The following is a 19,761-nucleotide window of genomic DNA, read 5'->3' on the forward strand; positions in this document are numbered from 1 at the left end:
TCCGGACTGGTCCAAACGTCCAGTGTGCCTGAAGGGCGGCCGATCACGGGCGGGCGTGGATCACACCACCCCCGTCAATCGTCCGCCAGCTCCGCCACCCCGGTCACCCTGTGCAAGGGATACGTCCGGACCTCGTCCGCGGTGTGGTCGTACGCCGTCACGAAGCCGCCCTCGACGCGGATCGGGGCGATGACGCGCTGGCTGGCGGCGCCCTCGGCGTTGACGTAGCCGATCCACAGGGCCTCGCCGGTGAGGACGGCGGCCTGCATGGTGGCGAGGGTCTCGGCGGAGCTGGTGCGGGGGAGTTCGCCGCCGGCCGGCGGGGATGACTTGCGGGGCGTCGTGGAGGCCATGTCGCCCGCGCGGATCGCGCGGATCGCGGCCGAGAGGAGGGTCGCGTCCGGCATCGGCGGGCCGTCGGGGACCGGTTCGGGTGCGGTGCGCGGCGGGGTGCGGTGGGCCAGGGCCCGGGTGATCAGCACGTCGCCCTCGGCGGACTCGGCTGCCGGGGCGAAGCCCATCCCGCGCAGGCCGTCCAGCAGGGTCGCCGGATCGGCCTGCGCGGCCAGCACGGTCGGCGCGAGGCGGCGCAGGCGCAGGCCCGCGGCGCGCTTGTCGGCGAGGATCTCGTTGAGGACCGCTTCGTCGTCGCAGCGGACGTAGGAGGAGGCCGCGCCCACCCGCAGGTGCCCGTGCTTACGGGCCACGTCGTCGATCAGGTACGTCAGCGGCTGTGGCACCGGCGTGCGGGAGTGCGCCGTGAGGAAGGCGTGCAGGTCGGAGGCGGCCTGGCCGGAGTCAAGGGCGCGGCGCACCGAGCCGGGCGTGAAGCGGTAGACCGTGGCGCCGCCCTTGGACTCCACGTCCGCGAGCACCCCGAGCATCTCGGCGAGGGGCCGCCGGAGCGGTCCGGGGGCCACCGCGGTCAGGTCCGCCTGGAGCAGCACGTGGTCCAGCGGCTCGGGGAGCAGCGGGGCGAGCAGCCGGGCGGCCGCGGCGGAGGCGGTGGCCTGCTCGGGCGGGGAGAGGGGCGCGGCGGCGGGGGTGCGGTGGTGGTGGACGGGGAGCTTGTCGCCGGGGCCGGTGGGCTCCGCCTCGCGCGCGTGGCCCTTCGTCTCCGGCAGGCCCAGCAGCGCGCGGCCGTGCGCCGACAGGGCGCCGCGCCCGGTCACCCCGAGCCGCTCGGCCTCCGCCAGCGTCCACTCGGCGAGCTGTCCGCGCGGATCGTCGCCCGCCTCCTTCTGCGGCCCGCGCAACGGGCGCTCCCAGCGCAGCCGGGCCAGCACCGACTCCGGGCTCGGGGCGGCGCCCTCCGGCAGCCCGGCCAGCAGGGTCAGCACCCGGTGCCGTACCTCGGGGGCGGCGGAGCGGTCCAGGCCGGGGCCGAGGGCGGAGAGGGTGCGGTCCTTGGCGTCCCGGCCGCCGACCACGCCCGCGGTCCGGGTCGCGGTCAGCCAGGCCTGGGCCAGCTGGGCCCAGCGCAGGTCCGGGGCCTGCTCCAGCCACTCGTCGTAGGCGGGGGTCGCGGCGTAGCGCTCGTCCGCCTCGCCGTCGGAGGCGAGCAGTCCGGCGGCGTAGGCGAGCTCCACCCAGAACGCGGCGACCGGTTCGGCGACGTCCAGGGCCACCGCGGTGCGCTTGAGGTCACGGACGCTGAGCCCGCCCGCCCGCAGCACCGCCGGGCCGCCCTCGTCCCAGTCCTTCAGCAGCTCCTCCACCGTCGCCAGCGCCGTGTAGGCCTCCGCGGCCGCCGTCGCGTCCACAACCTGTGGACGGTGCGCGGCCGCGGCCTCCACGGCGGGTGGCAGCGGCTCGGTGGCCCGGTGCGCACGGCCCGCGCGCAGATGCAGCGCCACCTCGCGGGGGAGTACGACCGTCCCCGGCGTCGTCGGCAGCAGCAGTCCGCGGTCCAGCAGCCAGCGCAGCCGGGGCGCCGGATCGGCGGTGACCTGCCCGTACGGTGGGCCCCACACGAGGCGGTTGAGGACGTCCAGTGACTCCGCGGGGGCCCCGGCGAGCAGCGCGGACATCCGCCGCCGGTCGCCGAACAGGCCGGTGAGCGCGGTCACCGCGGAGACGGCGTCGTGGGTGGAGGGCAGCCCGGCGGCGGCGACGATCTCCTGGATACGGCCCGGGGACATGCCCGCGGTGGCCTCCCGCACCGTCGGACCGAGGCCGGTCGGGGACGGGTGCTGCGGGGTGGGCGTGAGCAGCTCGCGGGCCGTGCGGACGAGGCGGAGCCGGTCGTCGTCGCCCCAGATCAGGGCCTGCTCGCGCAGCAGCGCGACCGCGCGGGGCAGGGCGCCCTCGACCGCCGGGTCACCGCCGTCGCCAGCCATCAGCCCGAGCAGCTCGCCGTACGGCGCCGGGTCGGCGGCCACGGCCAGGGCCTCGGCGGTCTGGAGCGCGAACCGGTCGAGCCGCTCCAGCGCACGTACGACGGAGGCCCGGGTCCCGGCCCTCGTCGCGAGCTGCGTGAGGTCCGTCGGCACCGGGGTGATGAGGTCGGGTCGGCTGCGCAGGAGTACGGCCAGGGAGGCGTCGTCCCGCGCGCGGAGCGCTTCCGCGAGGGAACGGGGCGAGGGTGCCGGATCGCTCATCCGGCCCACGTTAGCGGTTGGGCACGTCTGCGGGCGCGGCTGCGCGGGACCGGGATGCCCGCTTCGGCGCGGTACCGTCGTGCCGACGGGGTTTCAACATTCCGACCCCGGAGGGGACTTCGTGGGTATTGAGAGCGATCAGGTCGTCTACGAGTATCTGAGCCGCGTCGGTGACGTGGCCCAGCAGCGGCAGTTGCCATCGGCGACCCGGATGCGGCTCGTGTCCGAGCTGCGCAACGAGATTGACCGGCGCCGCGCCAAGGTCCCCGTCGACAGTCCCGCCGCCGTCCGCCGCATCATCGACCGCCTGGGCACCCCGGACGAGGTCGTCACCGCCGCCGGGGCCACCGGGGGCGCGCCGCAGGCACCGGCCGCCGCCGTGCCCGTACAGCCGGACGGGGAGGAGAAGCGGCCGCGGCGGATCGTGCCGAGGCCCAGGCGCGCGGAGACCGACTCCCCGGCCGCCGACGTGCCCTCGCCGCCTCACCTCGCCAGAGCGGACGAGCTGGGCGACAGCACCCTTCAGCCCGACTGGTGGCGGGTGGAGTCCAGTCCGTTCGGAGGCGGGGACGAGGTCCCGGGGTTCGTCGGAGGGGTCGAGATCCCCGAGCTGCTGCGGCCGCCACCGCCGAAGGAGGAGAAGAAGCGCGAGCAGGCGCCCGCCGTCGTCGAGCGGGCCGACGAGGAGGAGGCCGAGGAGGCCCCCGCGCGGCGACGCCTGCTCGGGCTGGCCCTGCCCGCCCGCAAGAGCTGGCAGAACCCCCTCCTGCTGCTCGCCGCCGTGCTCCTGCTCACCGGCGCCGTCATCGGCAACCTGATCGTGCTGATCCTCGGCTGGCTCCTCGCCTACGGCTCGCGCAGACTCACCGACGCCGAGAAGAAGGGCGCCGTCCTGGTGCTCCCCGGGCTCGCGGCCACCGCCGGCATCGTGTGGCTGTGGGGCCGCACCGAAGGCCGCTGGGGCGAGCCCATCGTCGACGGCGGGATGAACGACGCGATCGCCGAGACCTGGCCCTGGGTGGTGCGGGGCGCCGCGGTCGCCTCGGCGCTGTATCTGGTGTGGCGGTCACAGAGGCAGAAGTAGGCCCGCCGCACGAGGTGGGCACAATGGCCCATATGGCCTCCACCGCGAACCCCGTGCCCGCACTCACCGTCGGCTTCGACCTCGACATGACCCTGATCGACTCCCGGCCCGGCATCCACGCCACCTACACCGCGCTCGCCGAGCGCACCGGGACCCACGTCGACGCCGACCTCGCGATCACCCGGCTCGGGCCGCCGCTGGAGGAGGAGCTGGCCAACTGGTTCCCGGCGGACCGGCTCACCGAGATCGCCGAGCTGTACCGGGCCATGTACCCGGAGTTCGCCATCGCCGCGACGCCCGCGCTGCCCGGCGCCGCCGAGGCCGTCACCGCCGTACAGGAGGCCGGTGGGCGGGCGATCGTGGTCACCGCGAAGTACGAGCCGAACGCCAAGCTGCACCTGGAGCACCTCGGCATCCGGCCCGACGCGGTGATCGGCGACCTGTGGGCGGAGCGGAAGGCGGAGGCGCTGCGCGAGTACGACGCCGGGGTCTACGTCGGTGACCACCTGGGCGACATACGCGGCGCCCGCACCGCCGAGGCACTCGCGCTCGCCGTCGCCACCGGCCCCTACGACGCCGACGCCCTGCGCGCGGCCGGCGCCGACGTCGTCCTCGCCGACCTCACGCACTTCCCGGCGTGGCTCGCGGACTACTGGCCCGCCCGCGCCTGACGGCGTCCCGCCGCGATCGACCGGAAGACGCCCGCGCCCGCGATCAGGAATCCGACGCCCATCAGCATGCTCAGCCCGAACATGTACGTCGGAAAAGGCGTCGATCCGAGCAGCAGCGGGGCCACCGTGACCACTGTGGCCACGGCACCGATGATGAACACGACCCCGCCGACTCGGATCAGTCGGTCACCGGGCGCGGCGGAATTCGTTTGGGTTTTGTCACGCACCGGACCAGGGTAGTTCCCTGCCCGAAGGAACAACCGGGGGACGTCTTGTCACCCGCCCGAAGACCATTAGCCTTGGTACCGGCGGGTCGAGGTCGACCCGCCCGAGTGCTATCAAGAGGCGTTTTCCGAAGCAGTTTTCCGACGAGTACGAGGACGAGGACAGACGTGCCTACCGGCAAGGTCAAGTGGTTCAACAGCGAGAAGGGCTTCGGCTTTCTCTCCCGCGACGACGGCGGTGACGTCTTCGTTCATTCCTCGGTCCTCCCCGCCGGAGTCGAGACGCTCAAGCCGGGCCAGCGAGTGGAGTTCGGGGTCGTCGCCGGTCAGCGCGGCGACCAGGCGCTGTCCGTCACGATTCTCGACCCGACGCCCTCGGTCGCGGCGGCACAGCGCAAGAAGCCCGACGAGCTGGCCTCGATCGTGCAGGATCTGACGACCCTGCTGGAGAACATCACCCCGATGCTGGAGAAGGGCCGCTACCCCGACAAGACCTCCGGCAAGCAGATCGCCGGCCTGCTGCGCGCGGTCGCCGACCAACTCGACGTATAGGCGCGCCTCTCAGGCTCTCAGGGGAAGTCGAGCGCGCCAGGGCCGAGGGGCGGCAGCAGTCCCTCGGCCGCCGCGCGGGTGAGCAGGCCGCGGACCGCCGCGTAGCCGTCCTCGCCGAGACCCGCGGTGAACTCGTTGACGTACAGCCCGATGTGCTGGTCGGCGACGGCCGGGTCCATCTCCTGGGCGTGCTCCATGACATAGGGCCGGGACGCCTCGGGGTCGTCCCAAGCGGCCAGCACCGAGGCGCGGATCGACTCCGCGAGCCGGGTCAGCCGCTCGGTGCCCAGGGAGCGCTTGGCGATGATCGCGCCGAGCGGGATGGGCAGCCCGGTGGTGTGCTCCCAGTGCTCGCCCATGTCGGCGAGCTTGTGCAGACCGTAGTTCTGGTACGTGAACCGCGCCTCGTGGATGACCAGTCCGGCGTCCACCTTCCCGTCCCGCACGGCCGGCATGATCTCGTGGAACGGCATCACCACGATCCGCCCGACGCCGCCCGGCAAAGTGTCCGCGGCCCAGAGGCGGAACAGCAGATACGCCGTCGACCGCTCGCTCGGCACCGCGACCGTACGGCCGGTGAGGTCCATCCCCGCCTCCCGCGTCAGCACCAGCGGCCCGCAGCCCCGGCCGAGCGCTCCGCCGCAGGGCAGCAGCGTGTACCGGTCCAGGACGTAGGGCAGCACCGCGTACGACACCTTCAGCACGTCGAACTCACCGCGCTCGGCCATGCCGTTGGTGATGTCGATGTCCGCGAACGTCACGTCCAGCTCGGGCGCGCCGGGGACGCGGCCGTGGGCCAGGGCGTCGAAGACGAAGGTGTCGTTCGGGCAGGGGGAGTAGGCGATCTTCAGGCTCATACCGACTTCCAACTCTCCAGTACGGGCGTGAGCTTCCCGAAGCCCTCCGTCAGCGCCGCCAGCGCGTCCGCGATGCGCCAGGAGGCACGGTCGCGGGGGCCGACCGGGTTGGAGACCGCCCGGATCTCCAGCACGGGCACGCCGTGCGCGGCGGCGGCCTCGGCGGCACCGAAGCCCTCCATGGCCTCGGCGAGGGCGGTGGGATGGCGCTCGCGCAGCGCTGCGGCGCGGGTGGCGGTGCCGGTCACGGTGGAGACCGTGAGCACGGCGCCGGCCGGGGCGCCGGTCGCGGTCGCGATCTCCCGTACGAGATCGGCGGGCGGGCGGTGGGTGACGGTGCCGAAGCCGAGCTCGGTGACCGGCACGAAGCCGTCGGGGGTCTCGGCGCCCAGGTCGGCGGCGGTGATCTCGTCGGCGACGACGAGGGAACCGACGGGGGCGTACGGGGCGAAGCCGCCGGCGATCCCGGCGGAGATCACCAGGTCGTACGGGGCTTGCGCGAGGGCCGTGGCGGTGCCGGCGGCGGCGCGGGCCGGGCCCACTCCCACGGCGAGCACGTCACCCGGGAACGCCCGTGCCACCGCGTCCCGTTCGGCGGGTACCGCGGTGGCCACGAGGATGCGTGCCAGGGGCGCGATCAGTCGTCCTTCTTCAGCTTGAAGGACCACAGACCGGTGACCGTCTGGCTCTGCTTCTTGCCGTCGCCGGCCTTGATGGAGACGAGGGTCGAGCTGCCCTGCGCGCCGTACTGGGCGTTGAAGAACACGCTGCCCGGGATCGTGACGTAGGTCTTGTCGAAGTCGTCGCTGATCGGCTGGCCGTTCATCAGGATCGTCCAACGCTTGTCGGCGATGTCCGGGTCGACACCGATGCGCACGGTCTCGTCCGGGTCGACGGTGATGGACTTGATGTCGGTGTCCTTCAGGCACTCCGTCAGGTCCGCGGTCTTGAGGGCCTTGCCCTCGCCACCGCAGGTGGCCTCCTCGCTGACCGAGGACGAACCGACCGTGACTGTGGCCATCGGCGTCGGCTTGTCGCAGGCCGACAGAACGAGCAGTCCGGCGGAAACGGCGCCGGCGGCGGCGACGGCGCGGCGGCGTCGCAGTGCGGATTGCAGCGTGGTCATGGGCGAAGGCTATCGGGCGCGTCCTGCGCTCTCTTTACGTGGGGGTACGGCGTGCCGCGCGTTATGCCACCCTCGCGCGCGGGGTGCCGCTGTGCCGGGCCGAGCTGATCAGGCCGCGGACCGTGGTGAGCCAGCCGGCGGCGACGATGGCGGCGCCCACGGACAGGCCCAGGGCGCCGTTCAGGGGCAGCACGATGCCGATGGCGCCGCCGAGCACCCAGGACATCTGGAGCAGCGTCTCGGAGCGGGCGAAGGCGGACGTGCGGACCAGCTCCGGCACGTCCCGCTGGATCAGCGCGTCCAGGGACAGCTTGGACAGCGCCTGGGAGAACCCGGCGACCGCGGTGAGGACGGCCACCAGGGCGGCGCTGAAGAAGGCCGCGGCGATGATCGCGGCGGCCAGCACACAGGCCACGACGACCACGATGATGATCTCCGGGGCGCGTGATCTCAGCCAGGCCCCGACCGCCGTACCGCAGGCGTTGCCCACTCCGGCCGAGACGGCCACTATCCCCAGCGACACGGCGGCGCTCTGCCCGGCCAGCGGATGCTCGCGCAGCAGGAAGGCGAGGAAGAAGATCAGGAAGCCGGACAGACAGCGCAGCGCGGCGTTGGCGCCGAGGGCGTGGGTGACGGCGGTGCCGACCGTGCGCAGCCCCGGCCGCTTGACCGGCTTCAGATGCGGTCCGTGCAGATGCTGGGCGTCCGCCGCCAGCAGCGCGGTGTCCTCGCCCTTGGCCGAGTCGACCTTGGGCGGGAGCGTGAACGACAGGAACGTCCCCACCATGAAGATCACGAAGGCGCCGTAGAGCGGCCATCTCGCTCCGATGGCCTGGAGCCCGGCGCCGATCGGCGCGGCCACCGCGGTGGCGAGCAGCCCGCCGAGGGTGACCCGGGAGTTCGCCTTGACCAGCGAGAAGCGGGGCGGCAGCAGCCGGGGCACGACCGCGCTGCGGACCACGCCGTACGCCTTCGACGCCACCAGGACGCCGAGGGCGGCCGGGTACAGGCCGAGGCTGCCGGTGATCACCGCGCCGGACAGGATCAGCGCCAGGAAGGCGCGGGCCAGCATCGCGCTCGCCATCGCCGCCCGGCGCCCGTGCGGCACCCGGTCCAGCAGCGGCCCGATCACCGGGGCCAGCAGCGTGAACGGCGCCATCGTGATGCCGAGGTACAGGGCGACCCGGCCCCGGGCCTCGTCGGTCGGGACGGAGAAGAAGACGGTGGAGGCCAGGGCGACGGTGATCATCATGTCCCCGGCGCCGTTCACCCCGTGCAGCTCGATCAGCTTGCCGAGGCCCGACTCGCCGGCGCCCTGGGCGTGGGTCGCCTTGCGGATGCCGCGGGCGGTGCCGGTGACCGGAAGATGCAGGGCACGTCCGACGGAGCGGACGGCACCGCCGACTCGGCCCGAACCGCCGCCTCGACTGCGGCCCCTGTCCCCACCGACCCCGGTGGCTCCTTGAGGCGTCCGCGCGGCTGCCACGACGTCATAGTGCCCCGAGATGGGCCTGCGTAGTGCGGTTACCGCGCGTATGGGCGCGGCTTTGTCAGTGGTTTGCGACCGTCGGTGTAGGCCGAGCGCCGGTGAGCAGGTAGCGTGCGTATCTCGGCCATCCCGCAGAATGGATGGTGACAGGTGCGCCCGAGTGCGAGGGGGCGCGGACGTCGACGCGGTCCCACGGTCCGCTCCGTCCGCCCGCCCCGCCGCCTTCAGGCAGCCGCACCAGAGAGACGGCGTAGGAGAGAAGCGATACCTGTGAGCGCAGCGACCACGCGAAGCCGCACCCCCGACCGCCTGTGCGCCGAGGCGATCGACCTCGCCCGCACCGCCGCCGAGGAGGCCGCCGCTCCCGGCGTCGTAGGGGAGCACGCGGGGCTGGTCTCCGAGGGCGACCGGGTCGTCACGCACTTCTTCGAGTGCAAGGAACTCGGCTACCGCGGCTGGCGCTGGGCCGTCACCGTGGCCCGGGCCTCCCGCGCGAAGATCGTCACCCTGGACGAGGTCGTGCTCCTCCCAGGACCGGACGCCCTCCTCGCGCCCGAGTGGGTGCCCTGGAGCGAGCGGCTGCGCCCCGGCGACATGGGCCCCGGCGACCTCCTGCCCACCGACGCCGAGGACCTCCGCCTGGAGCCCGGCTACTCCGGCGAGGACGAGCCGGTACCCAGCTCGCCCGTCTCGCACGAGATGGCCGAACTGGTCGAGGCGGAGGACGCCGAGGTCACCGGCGGGGCCCCCGCGAACCTCCCGGTCGCCCCGACCCGTGGCTCGATCGCCGCGGTCGCCGAGGAGCTCGGCATGCGCCGGGCCCGGGTCCTGTCCCGCTACGGCCTCCATGTCGCCGCCGACCGCTGGGAGGAGTCGTTCGGCGCCAAGACCCCGATGGCGCAGGCCGCCCCCGCCGCGTGTGTCAGCTGCGGCTTCCTGATGCCGCTGGGCGGCTCCCTGGGCCAGGCCTTCGGCGTCTGCGCCAACGAGTTCGCCCCCGCGGACGGCCGCGTGGTCTCCCTGACCTACGGCTGCGGCGGCCACTCCGAGGCGGCCGTCATGCCCAAGCCCCCGCAGCCGGCGGCACCGGTGATCGACGAGACGACGGTGGACCCCTTCCCGCTGCGCCCGGCGTCGGATTCCGGTTCGGTACCGGCGGTGTCGGACGAGGACGCGGCGGATCTCGGCCACTCGTAGGTTTGCCCGGGGCCGGACTCGGGTCACTCGCAGGGCGCGGCAGGTAAATTTCAGCCTGCCCGGCGCCAACCAACCCGCACCGGACACAGCGGCGGCCGGCGATGAGTGGAGTGAACGTGAGCAAGTTCGTGCGGCCGGCCGTCGAGGGTGCGGATCCGTTCGGGACGGCCCGGCTGCGGCGTGGGGTGCTGGACGCCTGGGCCACCAGCCCGGCCCGGTTCCGGGAGGACGCCAACGCCGAGGAGGACCTCGTCCTCGGCGGCTACCGGGACCGCCTCGTCGTGGAGCTCGCGCAGAACGCCGCCGACGCCGCCGCCCGCGCGGGCGTGCCCGGACGGCTCCGGCTCACCCTGCGCGACGGCGTCCTCGTCGCCGCCAACACCGGCGCCCCGCTGGACGCCGCCGGTGTCGAGTCGCTCTCCACGCTCCGCGCCTCCGCCAAACGCGACACGCCGTCCATCGGCCGCTTCGGCGTCGGTTTCGCCGCCGTTCTCTCCGTCACCGACGAGCCCGCCGTGGTCGGCCGGCACGGCGGCGTCCGCTGGTCCCTGGCCGAGGCCCGGGAGTTCGCCGCCGACACCGCCCGGCACAGCCCCGGCCTCGGCGACGAGATCCGGCGCCGCGACGGACACGTCCCGCTGCTGAGGCTCCCGTTCGCCGCCGAGGGCACCGCCCCCGCCCCCTACGACACGGCCGTCATCCTGCCGCTGCGCGACACGGCCGCCGCCGACCTCGCCGAACGGCTCCTGAACGCCGTCGACGACGCCCTCCTGCTCGCCCTGCCCGGGCTCACCGAGGTCGTCATCGAGACCGACAGCGTGCGCACGGTCAGCCGTCGCACCGACGGCGTCTTCACCGTCGTGGAGGACTCGCGGGACGGCATCACCCACTGGCGCACCGCCGTCGCGCACGGTCCGCTCACCCCCGAGCTGCTGGCCGACCGGCCGGTGGAGGAGCGGCTGCGGCCGCACTGGTCGGTCACCTGGGCCGTGCCCGCCGACGCGGAGGGGGCGCCCATCCGGCCGCGCATCAGTCCCGTCGTGCACGCCCCGACGCCCAGCGACGAGGCCCTCGGGGTGCCCGCGCTGCTCATCGCGTCCTTCCCGCTGGACACCACCCGGCGGCACGCGGCGCCCGGCCCGCTGACCGACTTCCTGGTGGAGCGCGCCGCCGACGCCTACGCCGGGATGCTCGCCGAGTGGCGGCCGGTGACCGCCGGGATCATCGACCTGGTGCCGGGGCCGCTCGGCAAGGGCGAGCTGGACGGGGCGCTGCGGGCGGCGATCCTGGAGCGGCTGCCGCGCACCGCGTTCCTCCCGCCGGCCGCCGAGGCCACCGACGATCTCCCCGAGTCGCTGCGGCCCCGGGAGGCGGAGGTGGTGGAAGGCGCGGGCGCGGAGACCGTACAGGTCCTCGCCGAGGTGCTGCCCACCCTGCTGCCCGCCGGTCTGGAACGGCGCGTGGAGCTGCGCACGCTCGGCGTGGCCCGGGTGCCGTTGACCGACGCCGTCGACCGGCTGGCCGGTCTGGAGAAGGACCCCGGCTGGTGGCGGCGGCTCTACGACAGCCTCGCCGGCGTCGACCCCGACCGGCTCACCGGGCTGCCCGTGCCGCTGGCCGACGGGCGGACCACGATCGGCCCCCGCCAGATCCTGCTGCCCTCCGTCGAAGGCGCCGGGATCGAACCGGAGGTGCTGGCCCGGCTCGGTCTGAAGGTCGCTCACCCGGACGCCGCCCACCCGCTGCTGGAGAAGCTCGGCGCGCTGCCCGCCACCCCGCGCGCCGTGCTGACCACCCCGCAGGTGCGGGCCGCGGTCGCCGCCTCCCTGGACGACGAGGGCGGACTGGACTGGGAGCAGGACACGCTGGATGCCGAGGAGCTGGCCGACACCGTGCTGGCCCTGGTCCGGGACGCCGACCTCGAACCCGGCGACGAGCCCTGGCTCGGCGCGCTCGCCCTGCCCGACGAGGAGGGGGAGTTGGCCCCCGCGGGCGAACTGGTCCTGCCCGGCAGCCCCTTCCACCAGGTCATGCGCGAGGGCGAACTCGCCGCCGTGGACGCCGAACTGGCCGACAAGTGGGGCGAACAGCCCCTGGCGGCCTGCGGAGTGCTGGCCGGCTTCGCGCTCGTCCGGGCCACGGACGTCGTCCTCGACCCCGACGAACTGGAGCCCCGCGAAGGCGACTTCGCCGAGCCCGACGACGCCGGACTGCTGGACGCCGTGGACGTCTGGAGCGAGGACATCCTCGACCGCTTCCCGGACACCCCGGTGCCGCCGGTGGCCACCGAACTGATCGCCGTACGCGACCTGGATCTGGTCGACGACGACAAGTGGCCCCAGGCCCTCGCTCTCCTGGCCCAGCCCCCGCTCCGGGACGCCCTCACCCAGCAGGTCCGCATCCTCCTCCCGGATGGCACGCACGAGGTCGTACGGCCCTACACCGCCTGGTGGCTGCGCGGGCACCCGGTGCTCGACGGCCGCCGCCCCGCAGGTCTCCTCGCCGCCGGCGGCGACCCGCTGCTGCGCGGCCTGTACGACGAGGCCGACGCGACCGGGTTCGACGACGAACAGGTGCTGCGGGCGCTGGGCGTGCGGACATCGGTGGCGGCCCTGCTCGACGAACCCGGCGGTGCCGCGGAACTCCTTGACCGGCTCGCCGACCCCGAACGCCAGGTGACCGGCGCCCAACTGCACGCCCTGTACGGCTCCCTGGCCGACCTCGACCCCGAGCAGGTGACGCTGCCGGACGAGCTGCGGGCCGTGGTCGACGGCCGGGTCGAGGTGGTGGACGCGGCGGACGCCGTGGTCGTCGACTCGCCCGACCTGCTCCCCTTCACCGAGGGCGTCCCGCTGCTCCCGGTACGGCCGGCGCGCGCCGCCGAGCTGGCCGAGCTGTTCCAGGTGCGGCGGCTGAGCGAGTCCGTCACGGGCGAGGTCGACTCGGAGGGCACCGAGCACGACGTACCGGAGTCGGTGGCGGTGCTGCTGGGTCCGCGGACGCCGTCCTCGTACGTCGAGCACGAGGAACTCGTCGTGGACGGCGTGGAGATCGACTGGCGGCTCACCGACGACGGCGTCCTGCACGCCGCGACCCTGGAGGGCGTCGCCGCGGGCCTCGCCTGGGCGGCCGGGCAGTGGCCGCGCCGCTTCGAGGTGGCGGCGCTGCTGGAGGACCCGTCCCGGACCCGGGAACTGGCCCGGGACCGCTGGTTCGACTGAGGGCCTCACCCGGCCTCAAGAATTTCCGCACAAAATCTTCGTACGACGTACAACCATTCGCATGCGTCACAGATCTGATCATGCGAGCCAACAGGCTCCACGATCACTTGGGCCCCGACCGGACGACGAGCCGTAGGGAACGACCACCGTCGGGGCCCCTCTCCACGTGGGGAAAACATGCGTATGCGAGCCACTGTGGTCGCCGTCTCCGGCGCCCTGGCCCTGTCCGCCCTCGCTGTCCCGGCCGCGCAGGCCGACTCGCGGGACGCCGCGAGCATCGACAAGCCGAGCGTCGCCGAGCGCTTCGGCGCCTCGTCCGCCAAGTCGGCGTTCAGCACGGCCGCCGACGTGCCCACCGTCTCCAACGTGACGGTGAACGCGGGCAAGAACCTCGTCTTCGGCACCACCACCGTCAAGACCTTCAACGTGTCCCTCACCGCCACGCACGCGAGCGGCATCGCGGACGCGTACATCGACCTGTGGCACGGCACCGACCCGGTGAACGACATCGACGGCTACTTCCCGCCGAACGAGGAAGCCGCCACCTGCACCGCGGTCAGCGCCACCACGTCGAACTGCAAGCTGACCATCACGGCCAGCACGTACGACAACCTGCTGTTCAACTCGCTGGCCGGCAACTGGCACGTCACCGCGGCCGCGCTGTCCAACGACGGCGAGATCTACCTGAACGACTTCTACAAGACCCACAAGGTCCAGCGCGCGGCGAAGCTGACGGTCAACGCCTCCCCGGAGCCGGTGGCGAAGGGCAAGACCATCACGGTCTCCGGCAAGCTGACCCGCGCCAACTGGGAGACCCTCGGCTACTCGGGCATGCCCAGCGGCCAGAGCGTCGTGCTTCAGTTCCGTAAGAAGGACAGCACCACCTACAGCAACGTCAAGGGCATCAAGACCCTCTCGGGTGGCGCCCTGAAGACCACGGTCACCGCCTCCACGGACGGCTACTACCGCTTCACGTACGCGGGCATCACGAGCACCGCGGCGGTCAACGCCACGGGTGACTTCGTCGACGTGCAGTAAGCACCGCTCGATCGCTCGACGTCCGGCCCCGGAAGCCATCCGGGGCCGGACGTCCGCGTTTTGGGGGTGTGCGGGGCAACCGAACGCCCCTCGCGCCCCTCTGATCATGTGGAGCATCCAGGCTCCCTTCACGACCATTTGGGGAACGCATGCGTATTCGCGCCACTGTGGCCGCCGTCTCCGGCGCCCTGGCCCTGTCCGCCTTCGCCGTGCCGGCCGCGCAGGCCGACGACTCCGGCTCCGCCTACCGCGCCGACGTCGCGAAGGTCCGTGCGGCCCACGCCAAGAGCGCCTTCGGCACCCGCGCGGACGCCCCGTACGACATGGACGTCACCTTCTCCAACTTCAAGATCGCCAAGACGGTCAAGGTCGGCGCGAGCGAGCGGGTCTCGACGACGGTCACCTACACGATGACCCACGCCGCGGACATCGACATCAAGGCCGCGGACTTCGCCACCGGCCCCTACATCTACAAGGGTTCCTTCACGGCCCCCGACAACATGCTGTTCGGCAACAACCCGGCCACCTGCACCGCCACCTCGGACACCGTCGCCAACTGCACCGGCAAGATCGACATCTACCCGTCCGAGGGCGAGCTGGTGAACTCCGACGCCGGCACCTGGAAGGGCGCGGCCCTCGCGCTCGCGCAGAACGGCCAGGACCCGCTCGGCGAGAACTACGACATCACCAAGGTCGGTTACGCCGACCAGGGCGACCTCGGCAGCACGCTGGTCCAGCGCGTGTCCAGGCTGACGGTCAACGCCTCGCCGGAGCCGGTGCAGAAGGGCAAGACCATCACGGTCACCGGCAAGCTGACCCGCGCCAGCTGGGACAGCAACAAGTACGTGGGCATGCCCAGCGGCCAGAAGGTGACCCTCCAGTTCCGCAAGGCGGGCACCTCGGCGTACACCAACGTCAAGGGCATCCAGACCACCACGGACGGCGCCCTGAAGACGACGGTCACGGCGGTCGAGGACGGCTACTACCGCTTCACGTACGCGGGCATCACGAGCACGGCGGGCGTGAGCGCCAAGGGCGACTTCATAGACGTCCAGTAAGAGGAACTCGCCAAGGGGCGCGGGGAACTGCGCGACAAGCCCCACCGGGCCCGCAGCCAACAACGCGCCCCCCAGCTCAGCTCACGCGGGGAACCGGCGGTCGACCCACTTCCACACGAACTCCAGGGCGGCCGCCGCCACCACCGAGATCCCCACCGCGATCCACGGCATCGTCACCCCCACCAGCTTCAGCGCGAAGAACTCCTGGAGCCAGGGCACCGCCAGCACCAGCACGAACCCCAGCCCCATGGACGCGACCAGAGCCACCCGCCACCACGTGTACGGCCGCGCGATGATCGCCAGCACCCACATGGAGATCAGGAACAACGTCAGCGTCGCCGCACTGGTCTCCGCGTCCAGCGCGCCCTCACCCACGTAAGAGTGACGGGCGATCAAGTACGTCAGGAACGTCGCGACCGCCGCCACCACGCCCCCCGGGATCGAGTACCGCATCACCCGCCGTACGAAGTGCGGTTTCGCCCGCTCCTTGTTGGGTGCGAGAGCGAGGAAGAACGCCGGGACACCGATGGTCAGCGTGGACAGCAGCGTCAAGTGCCGGGGCAGGAACGGGTAGTCCACCTGCCAGCACACCACCAGCACCGCCAGCAGCACCGAGTACACGGTCTTCACCAGGAACAGCGTGGCGACCCGGGTGATGTTCCCGATGACCCGCCGCCCCTCGGCGACCACCGAAGGAAGCGTCGCGAAGCTGTTGTTGAGCAGCACGATCTGCGCCACCGCGCGGGTGGCCTCCGAACCCGAGCCCATGGCCACGCCGATGTCGGCGTCCTTCAGGGCCAGGACGTCGTTCACGCCGTCGCCGGTCATGGCGACGTTGTGCCCGTGGGACTGGAGCGCGCCCACCATGTCCCGCTTCTGCTGCGGGGTGACGCGCCCGAACATCGTGGCCTCGTCGAGGGCCGTCGCCATCGCGTCCCGGTCGCGCGGCAGGGAGCGGGCGTCGACGGTCGTCCCCATCAGCCCGAGCTTGTTCGCGACCGCGCCCACGGAGACGGCGTTGTCGCCGGAGATGACCTTGGCCCGGACGTTCTGCTCGGCGAAGTAGCGCAGGGTGTCGGCGGCGTCGGGCCGCAGCCGCTGCTCCAGGACGACGAGCGCGGCCGGCTTGGCGTCCACGGCGGGCTCGGAGTCGTCCAGGTCGCGTGCGGTGCGGGCGAGGAGCAGGACGCGCAGGCCCTGTTCGTTGAGCCGCTCGGTCTCGGCGAGGGCGCCGTCGTCGGGGGCGAGCAGCACATCGGGCGCCCCCAGCAGCCACGTACTGGACTCGCCGTTGCCCTCGCTGAAGGTGGCGCCGCTGTACTTGCGGGCGGAGGAGAAGGGCAGCGACTCGGTGCAGCGCCAGTCCTCGGTGTCGGGGTAGGCGTCGATGATGGCCTGGAGGGAGGCGTTGGGGCGGGGGTCGGACTCGCCGAGGGCGCCGAGCACCCTGCGTATGTACTCCTCGTCCTGGCCGCCGAGCGGCCTCAGCTCGGTGACGTCCATGCCGCCCTCGGTGAGGGTGCCGGTCTTGTCGAGGCAGACGGTGTCGACGCGGGCGAGCCCCTCGATGGCGGGGAGTTCCTGGACGAGGCACTGTTTTCGGCCAAGTCGGATGACGCCGATGGCGAAGGCGACGGAGGTGAGCAGGACCAGGCCCTCGGGGACCATGGGGACGATGCCGCCGACGGTACGGGCGATGGAGTCGTCGAGGTCCTTGTCCTTCACGACGAGCTGGGTGACCACCAGGCCGAGCGCGGCCGGGATCATCATCCAGGTCACGTACTTGAGGATGGTGGAGATGCCGGAGCGCAGCTCGGAGTGGACCAGGGTGAAGCGGCTGGCCTCCTCGGCGAGCTGGGCGGCGTAGGCCTCGCGGCCCACCTTGGTGGCCTGGAAGGCGCCGCCGCCCGCGACCACGAAGCTACCGGAGAGGATCTGGTCCCCGGGCCGCTTGACGACCGGGTCGGCCTCCCCGGTGAGCAGCGACTCGTCGATCTCCAGACCGTCGGCCTCGACGCACACCCCGTCCACGACGGCCTTGTCGCCCGGCCCGATCTCGATCAGGTCGTCCAGCACGATCTCGGCGGTGGTCACCTCGGCGGCCACCCCGTCGCGTCGCACGGTGGGCCGGGCCTCGCCGATCACGGCGAGCGAGTCCAGGGTCTTCTTGGCGCGCCACTCCTGGATGATGCCGATGCCGGTGTTGGCGAGGATGACGAAGCCGAACAGGCTGTCCTGGATCGGCGCGACGAACAGCATGATCAGCCAGAGCACGCCGATGATCGCGTTGAACCGGGTGAAGACATTGGCCCGGACGATCTCGACCATGGACCGGCTGCTGCGCACCGGGATGTCGTTGACCTGCCCCCGCGCGACCCGTTCGGCCACCTCGGCGGCGGTGAGTCCGCCCGTACCCACCAAAGCGGGCAGCGCGCGTTCGGAATCGACTTCGGTGCCCGCGTCGATGTGCGTCATGCATTCGACGGTACGTGCGGATTTACGGCTTCACCCGCCGAGTGCGCGGAAGATCCGACCTGGGGAGGACGGGCAACGGGGCGAAATGGTGCCGTGGTTGTACGCCGTGGGCCACTGAGACGCCGTGGCTACTGCGCCGCCGCGGCGGCGGCCCGCTTGATGGCGGCGTCCCGCTTGCGGACGTACCAGATGCCGATCAGGCCGAGCCCGGCGCCGGCCAGGCAGGTCCACAGCCACCAGGTGTGCCCGTGGTCGTCGAACCAGCCGTAGAACGGCAGCTGGACCAGGAAGAGGACGAACCAGATGATCGTGCCGCCGACGATGGTGGGGACGACGGGCCCCTCCAGGGGCTCGGGCGCCTCGTGCTTGATGGGTCCCGTGAAGAATCCGGCCATGCGGGACAGCTTACGAGGCTTTCCGGTCTACGCGCGGAGATGGCTGTTCGCGGCTTTATATGTTCATACTGAAACGATTTGTGTCTGACCACTTCTCTTCGTAGGAACCACCAAGCACATGCCCGCATCCGGCGCCCTCGACCGCTACTTCAAGATCTCCGAACGCGGCAGCACCCTGCCCCGTGAGATCCGTGGCGGCTTCGCCACCTTCTTCGCGATGGCCTACATCATCGTGCTGAACCCGATCATCCTGGGCAGCGCGAAGGACATGTACGGCCACCAGCTCGACAACGGCCAGCTGGTCACCGCCACCGCGCTGACGGCGGCCTTCACCACCCTCCTGATGGGTGTCATCGGCAATGTGCCGATCGCGCTGGCCGCGGGCCTGGGGGTGAACTCGGTGGTCGCGCTCCAGCTCGCGCCCCGGATGTCCTGGCCGGATGCCATGGGCATGGTGGTCCTGGCGGGCTTCGTGGTGATGCTGCTGGTCGCCACGGGGCTGCGCGAGCGGGTGATGAACGCGGTGCCGTTCGGGCTGCGCAAGGCCATCTCGATCGGTATCGGCCTGTTCATCATGCTGATCGGTCTGGTGGACTCCGGCTTCGTCTCCCGCATCCCGGACGCCGCCCAGACCACCGTCCCGCTCCAGCTCGGCAGCGACGGTCACCTCAACGGCTGGCCGGTGCTGGTCTTCGTCCTGGGCGCGCTGCTGACGCTCGCGCTCATCGTGCGCAAGGTCTCCGGCGCCATCCTGATCTCGATCGTCACCATGACCGTCGTCGCGGTGATCATCGAGATGGTCGCGGACATCCCCTCCTGGGGTCTGACCACCCCGAAGTGGCCCGGCAACCCGGTCGCCACCCCCGACTTCGGCCTGGTCGGCGAGGTCAGCCTGTTCGGCGGCTTCGACAAGGTCGGGATGCTGACCGGCATCCTGTTCGTCTTCACGGTCCTGCTGTCGTGTTTCTTCGACGCGATGGGCACGATCATGGGCGTCTCCGACGAGGCCAAGCTGACCGACGCCCAGGGCCAGATGCCCGGTATCAACAAGGTCCTCTTCGTCGACGGCCTCGCGGTCGCGGCGGGCGGTGCCAGCTCCTCCTCGGCCACCACGGCCTTCGTGGAGTCCACGGCCGGCGTCGGCGAGGGCGCCCGCACCGGCTTCGCCAACCTCGTCACCGGCGGCCTGTTCACCGCGGCGCTGTTCCTGACGCCGGTCGCCACCATGGTCCCGTCGCAGGCGGCCACGCCGGCGCTGCTCGCGGTCGGCTTCCTGATCCTCGCGAACTCCGTCAAGGAGATCGACTGGGCCGACTACACGATCGGGATCCCGGCCTTCATCACCATGGTGATGATGCCGTTCACCTACTCGATCACCAATGGCATCGGCATGGGCTTCATCACCTTCGTGGTGCTGCGGCTCGCGGCCGGGCGGGGCAAGGAGATCCCCGCCGCGATGTATGTCGTGGCCGCCGTCTTCACCTTCTACTACCTGATGCCGGCGCTGGGCCTGACCTGAGCCGCGGGCGTCGTCCGACCTGAGCCGCGGGCGTCAGGTGACGCCGTAGAACTTCTCCGTCTCCTCGACGGCGGTCTGGAACCGCTCGTCGAAGTCGTCCCGAATGAGCGTCCGGACCACATAGTCCTGGACGCTCATTCCTCTTTTGGCCGCATGGTGCCGGAGCCGTTCGAGCAGCTCCCCGTCGATCCGCAGGCTGAGCACGCTGGTCCCCATGCGTCGAGGGTCACCTCAGGCGGCCGGGCCGCGGGTCGC

17 protein-coding genes are annotated in these 19,761 nt (G+C 72.2%); 8 read left to right on the forward strand and 9 right to left on the reverse strand.

The window, feature by feature from the left end:
- Positions 1-74: 74 nt before the first annotated feature.
- On the reverse strand, positions 75-2,600 hold the full coding sequence (locus BN159_RS24200) for a helicase C-terminal domain-containing protein (RefSeq protein ID WP_015659623.1): 2,526 nt from the start codon (positions 2,598-2,600) through the stop codon (positions 75-77).
- Positions 2,601-2,721: 121 nt separating this feature from the next.
- Between BN159_RS24200 and BN159_RS24205 the strand changes: the two genes are divergently transcribed.
- Both BN159_RS24205 and BN159_RS24210 read left to right on the forward strand, forming a co-directional pair.
- The gene (locus BN159_RS24205; RefSeq protein ID WP_015659624.1) at positions 2,722-3,684 is read left to right on the forward strand and encodes a hypothetical protein; all 963 of its coding nucleotides are present in this window, start codon (positions 2,722-2,724) and stop codon (positions 3,682-3,684) included.
- Between the two features lie 23 nt (positions 3,685-3,707).
- A complete protein-coding gene (locus tag BN159_RS24210) occupies positions 3,708-4,355 on the forward strand; it encodes an HAD family hydrolase (RefSeq protein WP_015659625.1) in 648 nt (215 codons plus the stop codon).
- Here BN159_RS24210 and BN159_RS24215 read toward each other — a convergent pair.
- Positions 4,334-4,582 (reverse strand): hypothetical protein, encoded by a 249-nt coding sequence (locus tag BN159_RS24215; RefSeq protein ID WP_041819783.1) that lies wholly within the window; start codon positions 4,580-4,582, stop codon positions 4,334-4,336. The two genes, BN159_RS24210 and BN159_RS24215, sit on opposite strands and share 22 nt — an antisense overlap.
- A 165-nt stretch (positions 4,583-4,747) precedes the next feature.
- On the opposite strand from BN159_RS24215, the gene BN159_RS47485 reads away from it, so the two are divergent.
- Positions 4,748-5,131, forward strand: a complete 384-nt coding sequence (locus BN159_RS47485) for a cold-shock protein (RefSeq protein ID WP_015659627.1) — start codon at positions 4,748-4,750, stop codon at positions 5,129-5,131.
- 17 nt (positions 5,132-5,148) lie between these two features.
- Here BN159_RS47485 and BN159_RS24225 read toward each other — a convergent pair whose 3' ends face one another.
- From BN159_RS24225 to BN159_RS24240, 4 genes are all read right to left on the reverse strand, one after another.
- A complete protein-coding gene (locus BN159_RS24225) occupies positions 5,149-5,988 on the reverse strand; it encodes a 1,4-dihydroxy-6-naphthoate synthase (RefSeq protein ID WP_015659628.1) in 840 nt (279 codons plus the stop codon).
- Positions 5,985-6,602, reverse strand: a complete 618-nt coding sequence (locus BN159_RS24230) for a futalosine hydrolase (protein WP_015659629.1) — start codon at positions 6,600-6,602, stop codon at positions 5,985-5,987. The genes BN159_RS24225 and BN159_RS24230 overlap by 4 nt, the downstream gene beginning before the upstream one ends.
- Positions 6,603-6,625: 23 nt before the next feature.
- Positions 6,626-7,114, reverse strand: a complete 489-nt coding sequence (locus tag BN159_RS24235; RefSeq protein WP_015659630.1) for a hypothetical protein — start codon at positions 7,112-7,114, stop codon at positions 6,626-6,628.
- 61 nt (positions 7,115-7,175) lie between these two features.
- The gene (locus BN159_RS24240; protein WP_015659631.1) at positions 7,176-8,600 is read right to left on the reverse strand and encodes an MFS transporter; all 1,425 of its coding nucleotides are present in this window, start codon (positions 8,598-8,600) and stop codon (positions 7,176-7,178) included.
- A gap of 273 nt (positions 8,601-8,873) precedes the next feature.
- Between BN159_RS24240 and BN159_RS24245 the strand changes: the two genes are divergently transcribed.
- From BN159_RS24245 to BN159_RS24260, 4 genes are all read left to right on the forward strand, one after another.
- Positions 8,874-9,800 (forward strand): DUF3027 domain-containing protein, encoded by a 927-nt coding sequence (locus tag BN159_RS24245; protein WP_015659632.1) that lies wholly within the window; start codon positions 8,874-8,876, stop codon positions 9,798-9,800.
- A 116-nt stretch (positions 9,801-9,916) separates the two neighbouring features.
- Positions 9,917-13,021 (forward strand): sacsin N-terminal ATP-binding-like domain-containing protein, encoded by a 3,105-nt coding sequence (locus BN159_RS24250; protein WP_041821807.1) that lies wholly within the window; start codon positions 9,917-9,919, stop codon positions 13,019-13,021.
- A gap of 177 nt (positions 13,022-13,198) precedes the next feature.
- Positions 13,199-14,059 (forward strand): DUF5707 domain-containing protein, encoded by an 861-nt coding sequence (locus BN159_RS24255; RefSeq protein ID WP_041819785.1) that lies wholly within the window; start codon positions 13,199-13,201, stop codon positions 14,057-14,059.
- Positions 14,060-14,208: 149 nt separating this feature from the next.
- Complete coding sequence (locus tag BN159_RS24260) at positions 14,209-15,117, forward strand: hypothetical protein (protein WP_015659635.1); 909 nt, start codon at positions 14,209-14,211, stop codon at positions 15,115-15,117.
- An 81-nt stretch (positions 15,118-15,198) separates the two neighbouring features.
- Here the strand turns inward: BN159_RS24260 and BN159_RS24265 are convergent, their stop codons facing one another.
- Together BN159_RS24265 and BN159_RS24270 are read right to left on the reverse strand one after the other, a co-directional pair.
- On the reverse strand, positions 15,199-17,592 hold the full coding sequence (locus tag BN159_RS24265; RefSeq protein WP_015659636.1) for a cation-translocating P-type ATPase: 2,394 nt from the start codon (positions 17,590-17,592) through the stop codon (positions 15,199-15,201).
- A gap of 128 nt (positions 17,593-17,720) precedes the next feature.
- Positions 17,721-17,987 (reverse strand): DUF2530 domain-containing protein, encoded by a 267-nt coding sequence (locus tag BN159_RS24270; RefSeq protein ID WP_015659637.1) that lies wholly within the window; start codon positions 17,985-17,987, stop codon positions 17,721-17,723.
- Between the two features lie 118 nt (positions 17,988-18,105).
- Between BN159_RS24270 and BN159_RS24275 the strand changes: the two genes are divergently transcribed.
- Positions 18,106-19,506, forward strand: a complete 1,401-nt coding sequence (locus BN159_RS24275) for an NCS2 family permease (protein WP_015659638.1) — start codon at positions 18,106-18,108, stop codon at positions 19,504-19,506.
- A gap of 33 nt (positions 19,507-19,539) precedes the next feature.
- Here BN159_RS24275 and BN159_RS24280 read toward each other — a convergent pair whose 3' ends face one another.
- Entirely contained in the window at positions 19,540-19,722 is a 183-nt protein-coding gene (locus tag BN159_RS24280; protein WP_015659639.1) for a ribbon-helix-helix protein, CopG family, read from the reverse strand.
- Between the last annotated feature and the right edge of the window lie 39 nt (positions 19,723-19,761).

This window comes from Streptomyces davaonensis JCM 4913 (assembly GCF_000349325.1).
GTDB classification, from domain to species: Bacteria; Actinomycetota; Actinomycetes; order Streptomycetales; family Streptomycetaceae; genus Streptomyces; species Streptomyces davaonensis.

Excerpts from the sequence above, each read along its gene's own strand:
- BN159_RS24200 (WP_015659623.1), bottom strand. The coding sequence starts at position 2,600 with ATGAGCGATCCGGCACCCTCGCCCCGTTCCCTCGCGGAAGCGCTCCGC.
- BN159_RS24210 (WP_015659625.1), top strand. The coding sequence starts at position 3,708 with ATGGCCCATATGGCCTCCACCGCGAACCCCGTGCCCGCACTCACCGTC.
- BN159_RS24225 (WP_015659628.1), bottom strand. The coding sequence starts at position 5,988 with ATGAGCCTGAAGATCGCCTACTCCCCCTGCCCGAACGACACCTTCGTC.
- BN159_RS24235 (WP_015659630.1), bottom strand. The coding sequence starts at position 7,114 with ATGACCACGCTGCAATCCGCACTGCGACGCCGCCGCGCCGTCGCCGCC.
- BN159_RS24255 (WP_041819785.1), top strand. The coding sequence starts at position 13,199 with ATGCGTATGCGAGCCACTGTGGTCGCCGTCTCCGGCGCCCTGGCCCTG.
- BN159_RS24260 (WP_015659635.1), top strand. The coding sequence starts at position 14,209 with ATGCGTATTCGCGCCACTGTGGCCGCCGTCTCCGGCGCCCTGGCCCTG.
- BN159_RS24265 (WP_015659636.1), bottom strand. The coding sequence starts at position 17,592 with ATGACGCACATCGACGCGGGCACCGAAGTCGATTCCGAACGCGCGCTG.
- BN159_RS24270 (WP_015659637.1), bottom strand. The coding sequence starts at position 17,987 with ATGGCCGGATTCTTCACGGGACCCATCAAGCACGAGGCGCCCGAGCCC.
- BN159_RS24275 (WP_015659638.1), top strand. The coding sequence starts at position 18,106 with ATGCCCGCATCCGGCGCCCTCGACCGCTACTTCAAGATCTCCGAACGC.
- BN159_RS24280 (WP_015659639.1), bottom strand. The coding sequence starts at position 19,722 with ATGGGGACCAGCGTGCTCAGCCTGCGGATCGACGGGGAGCTGCTCGAA.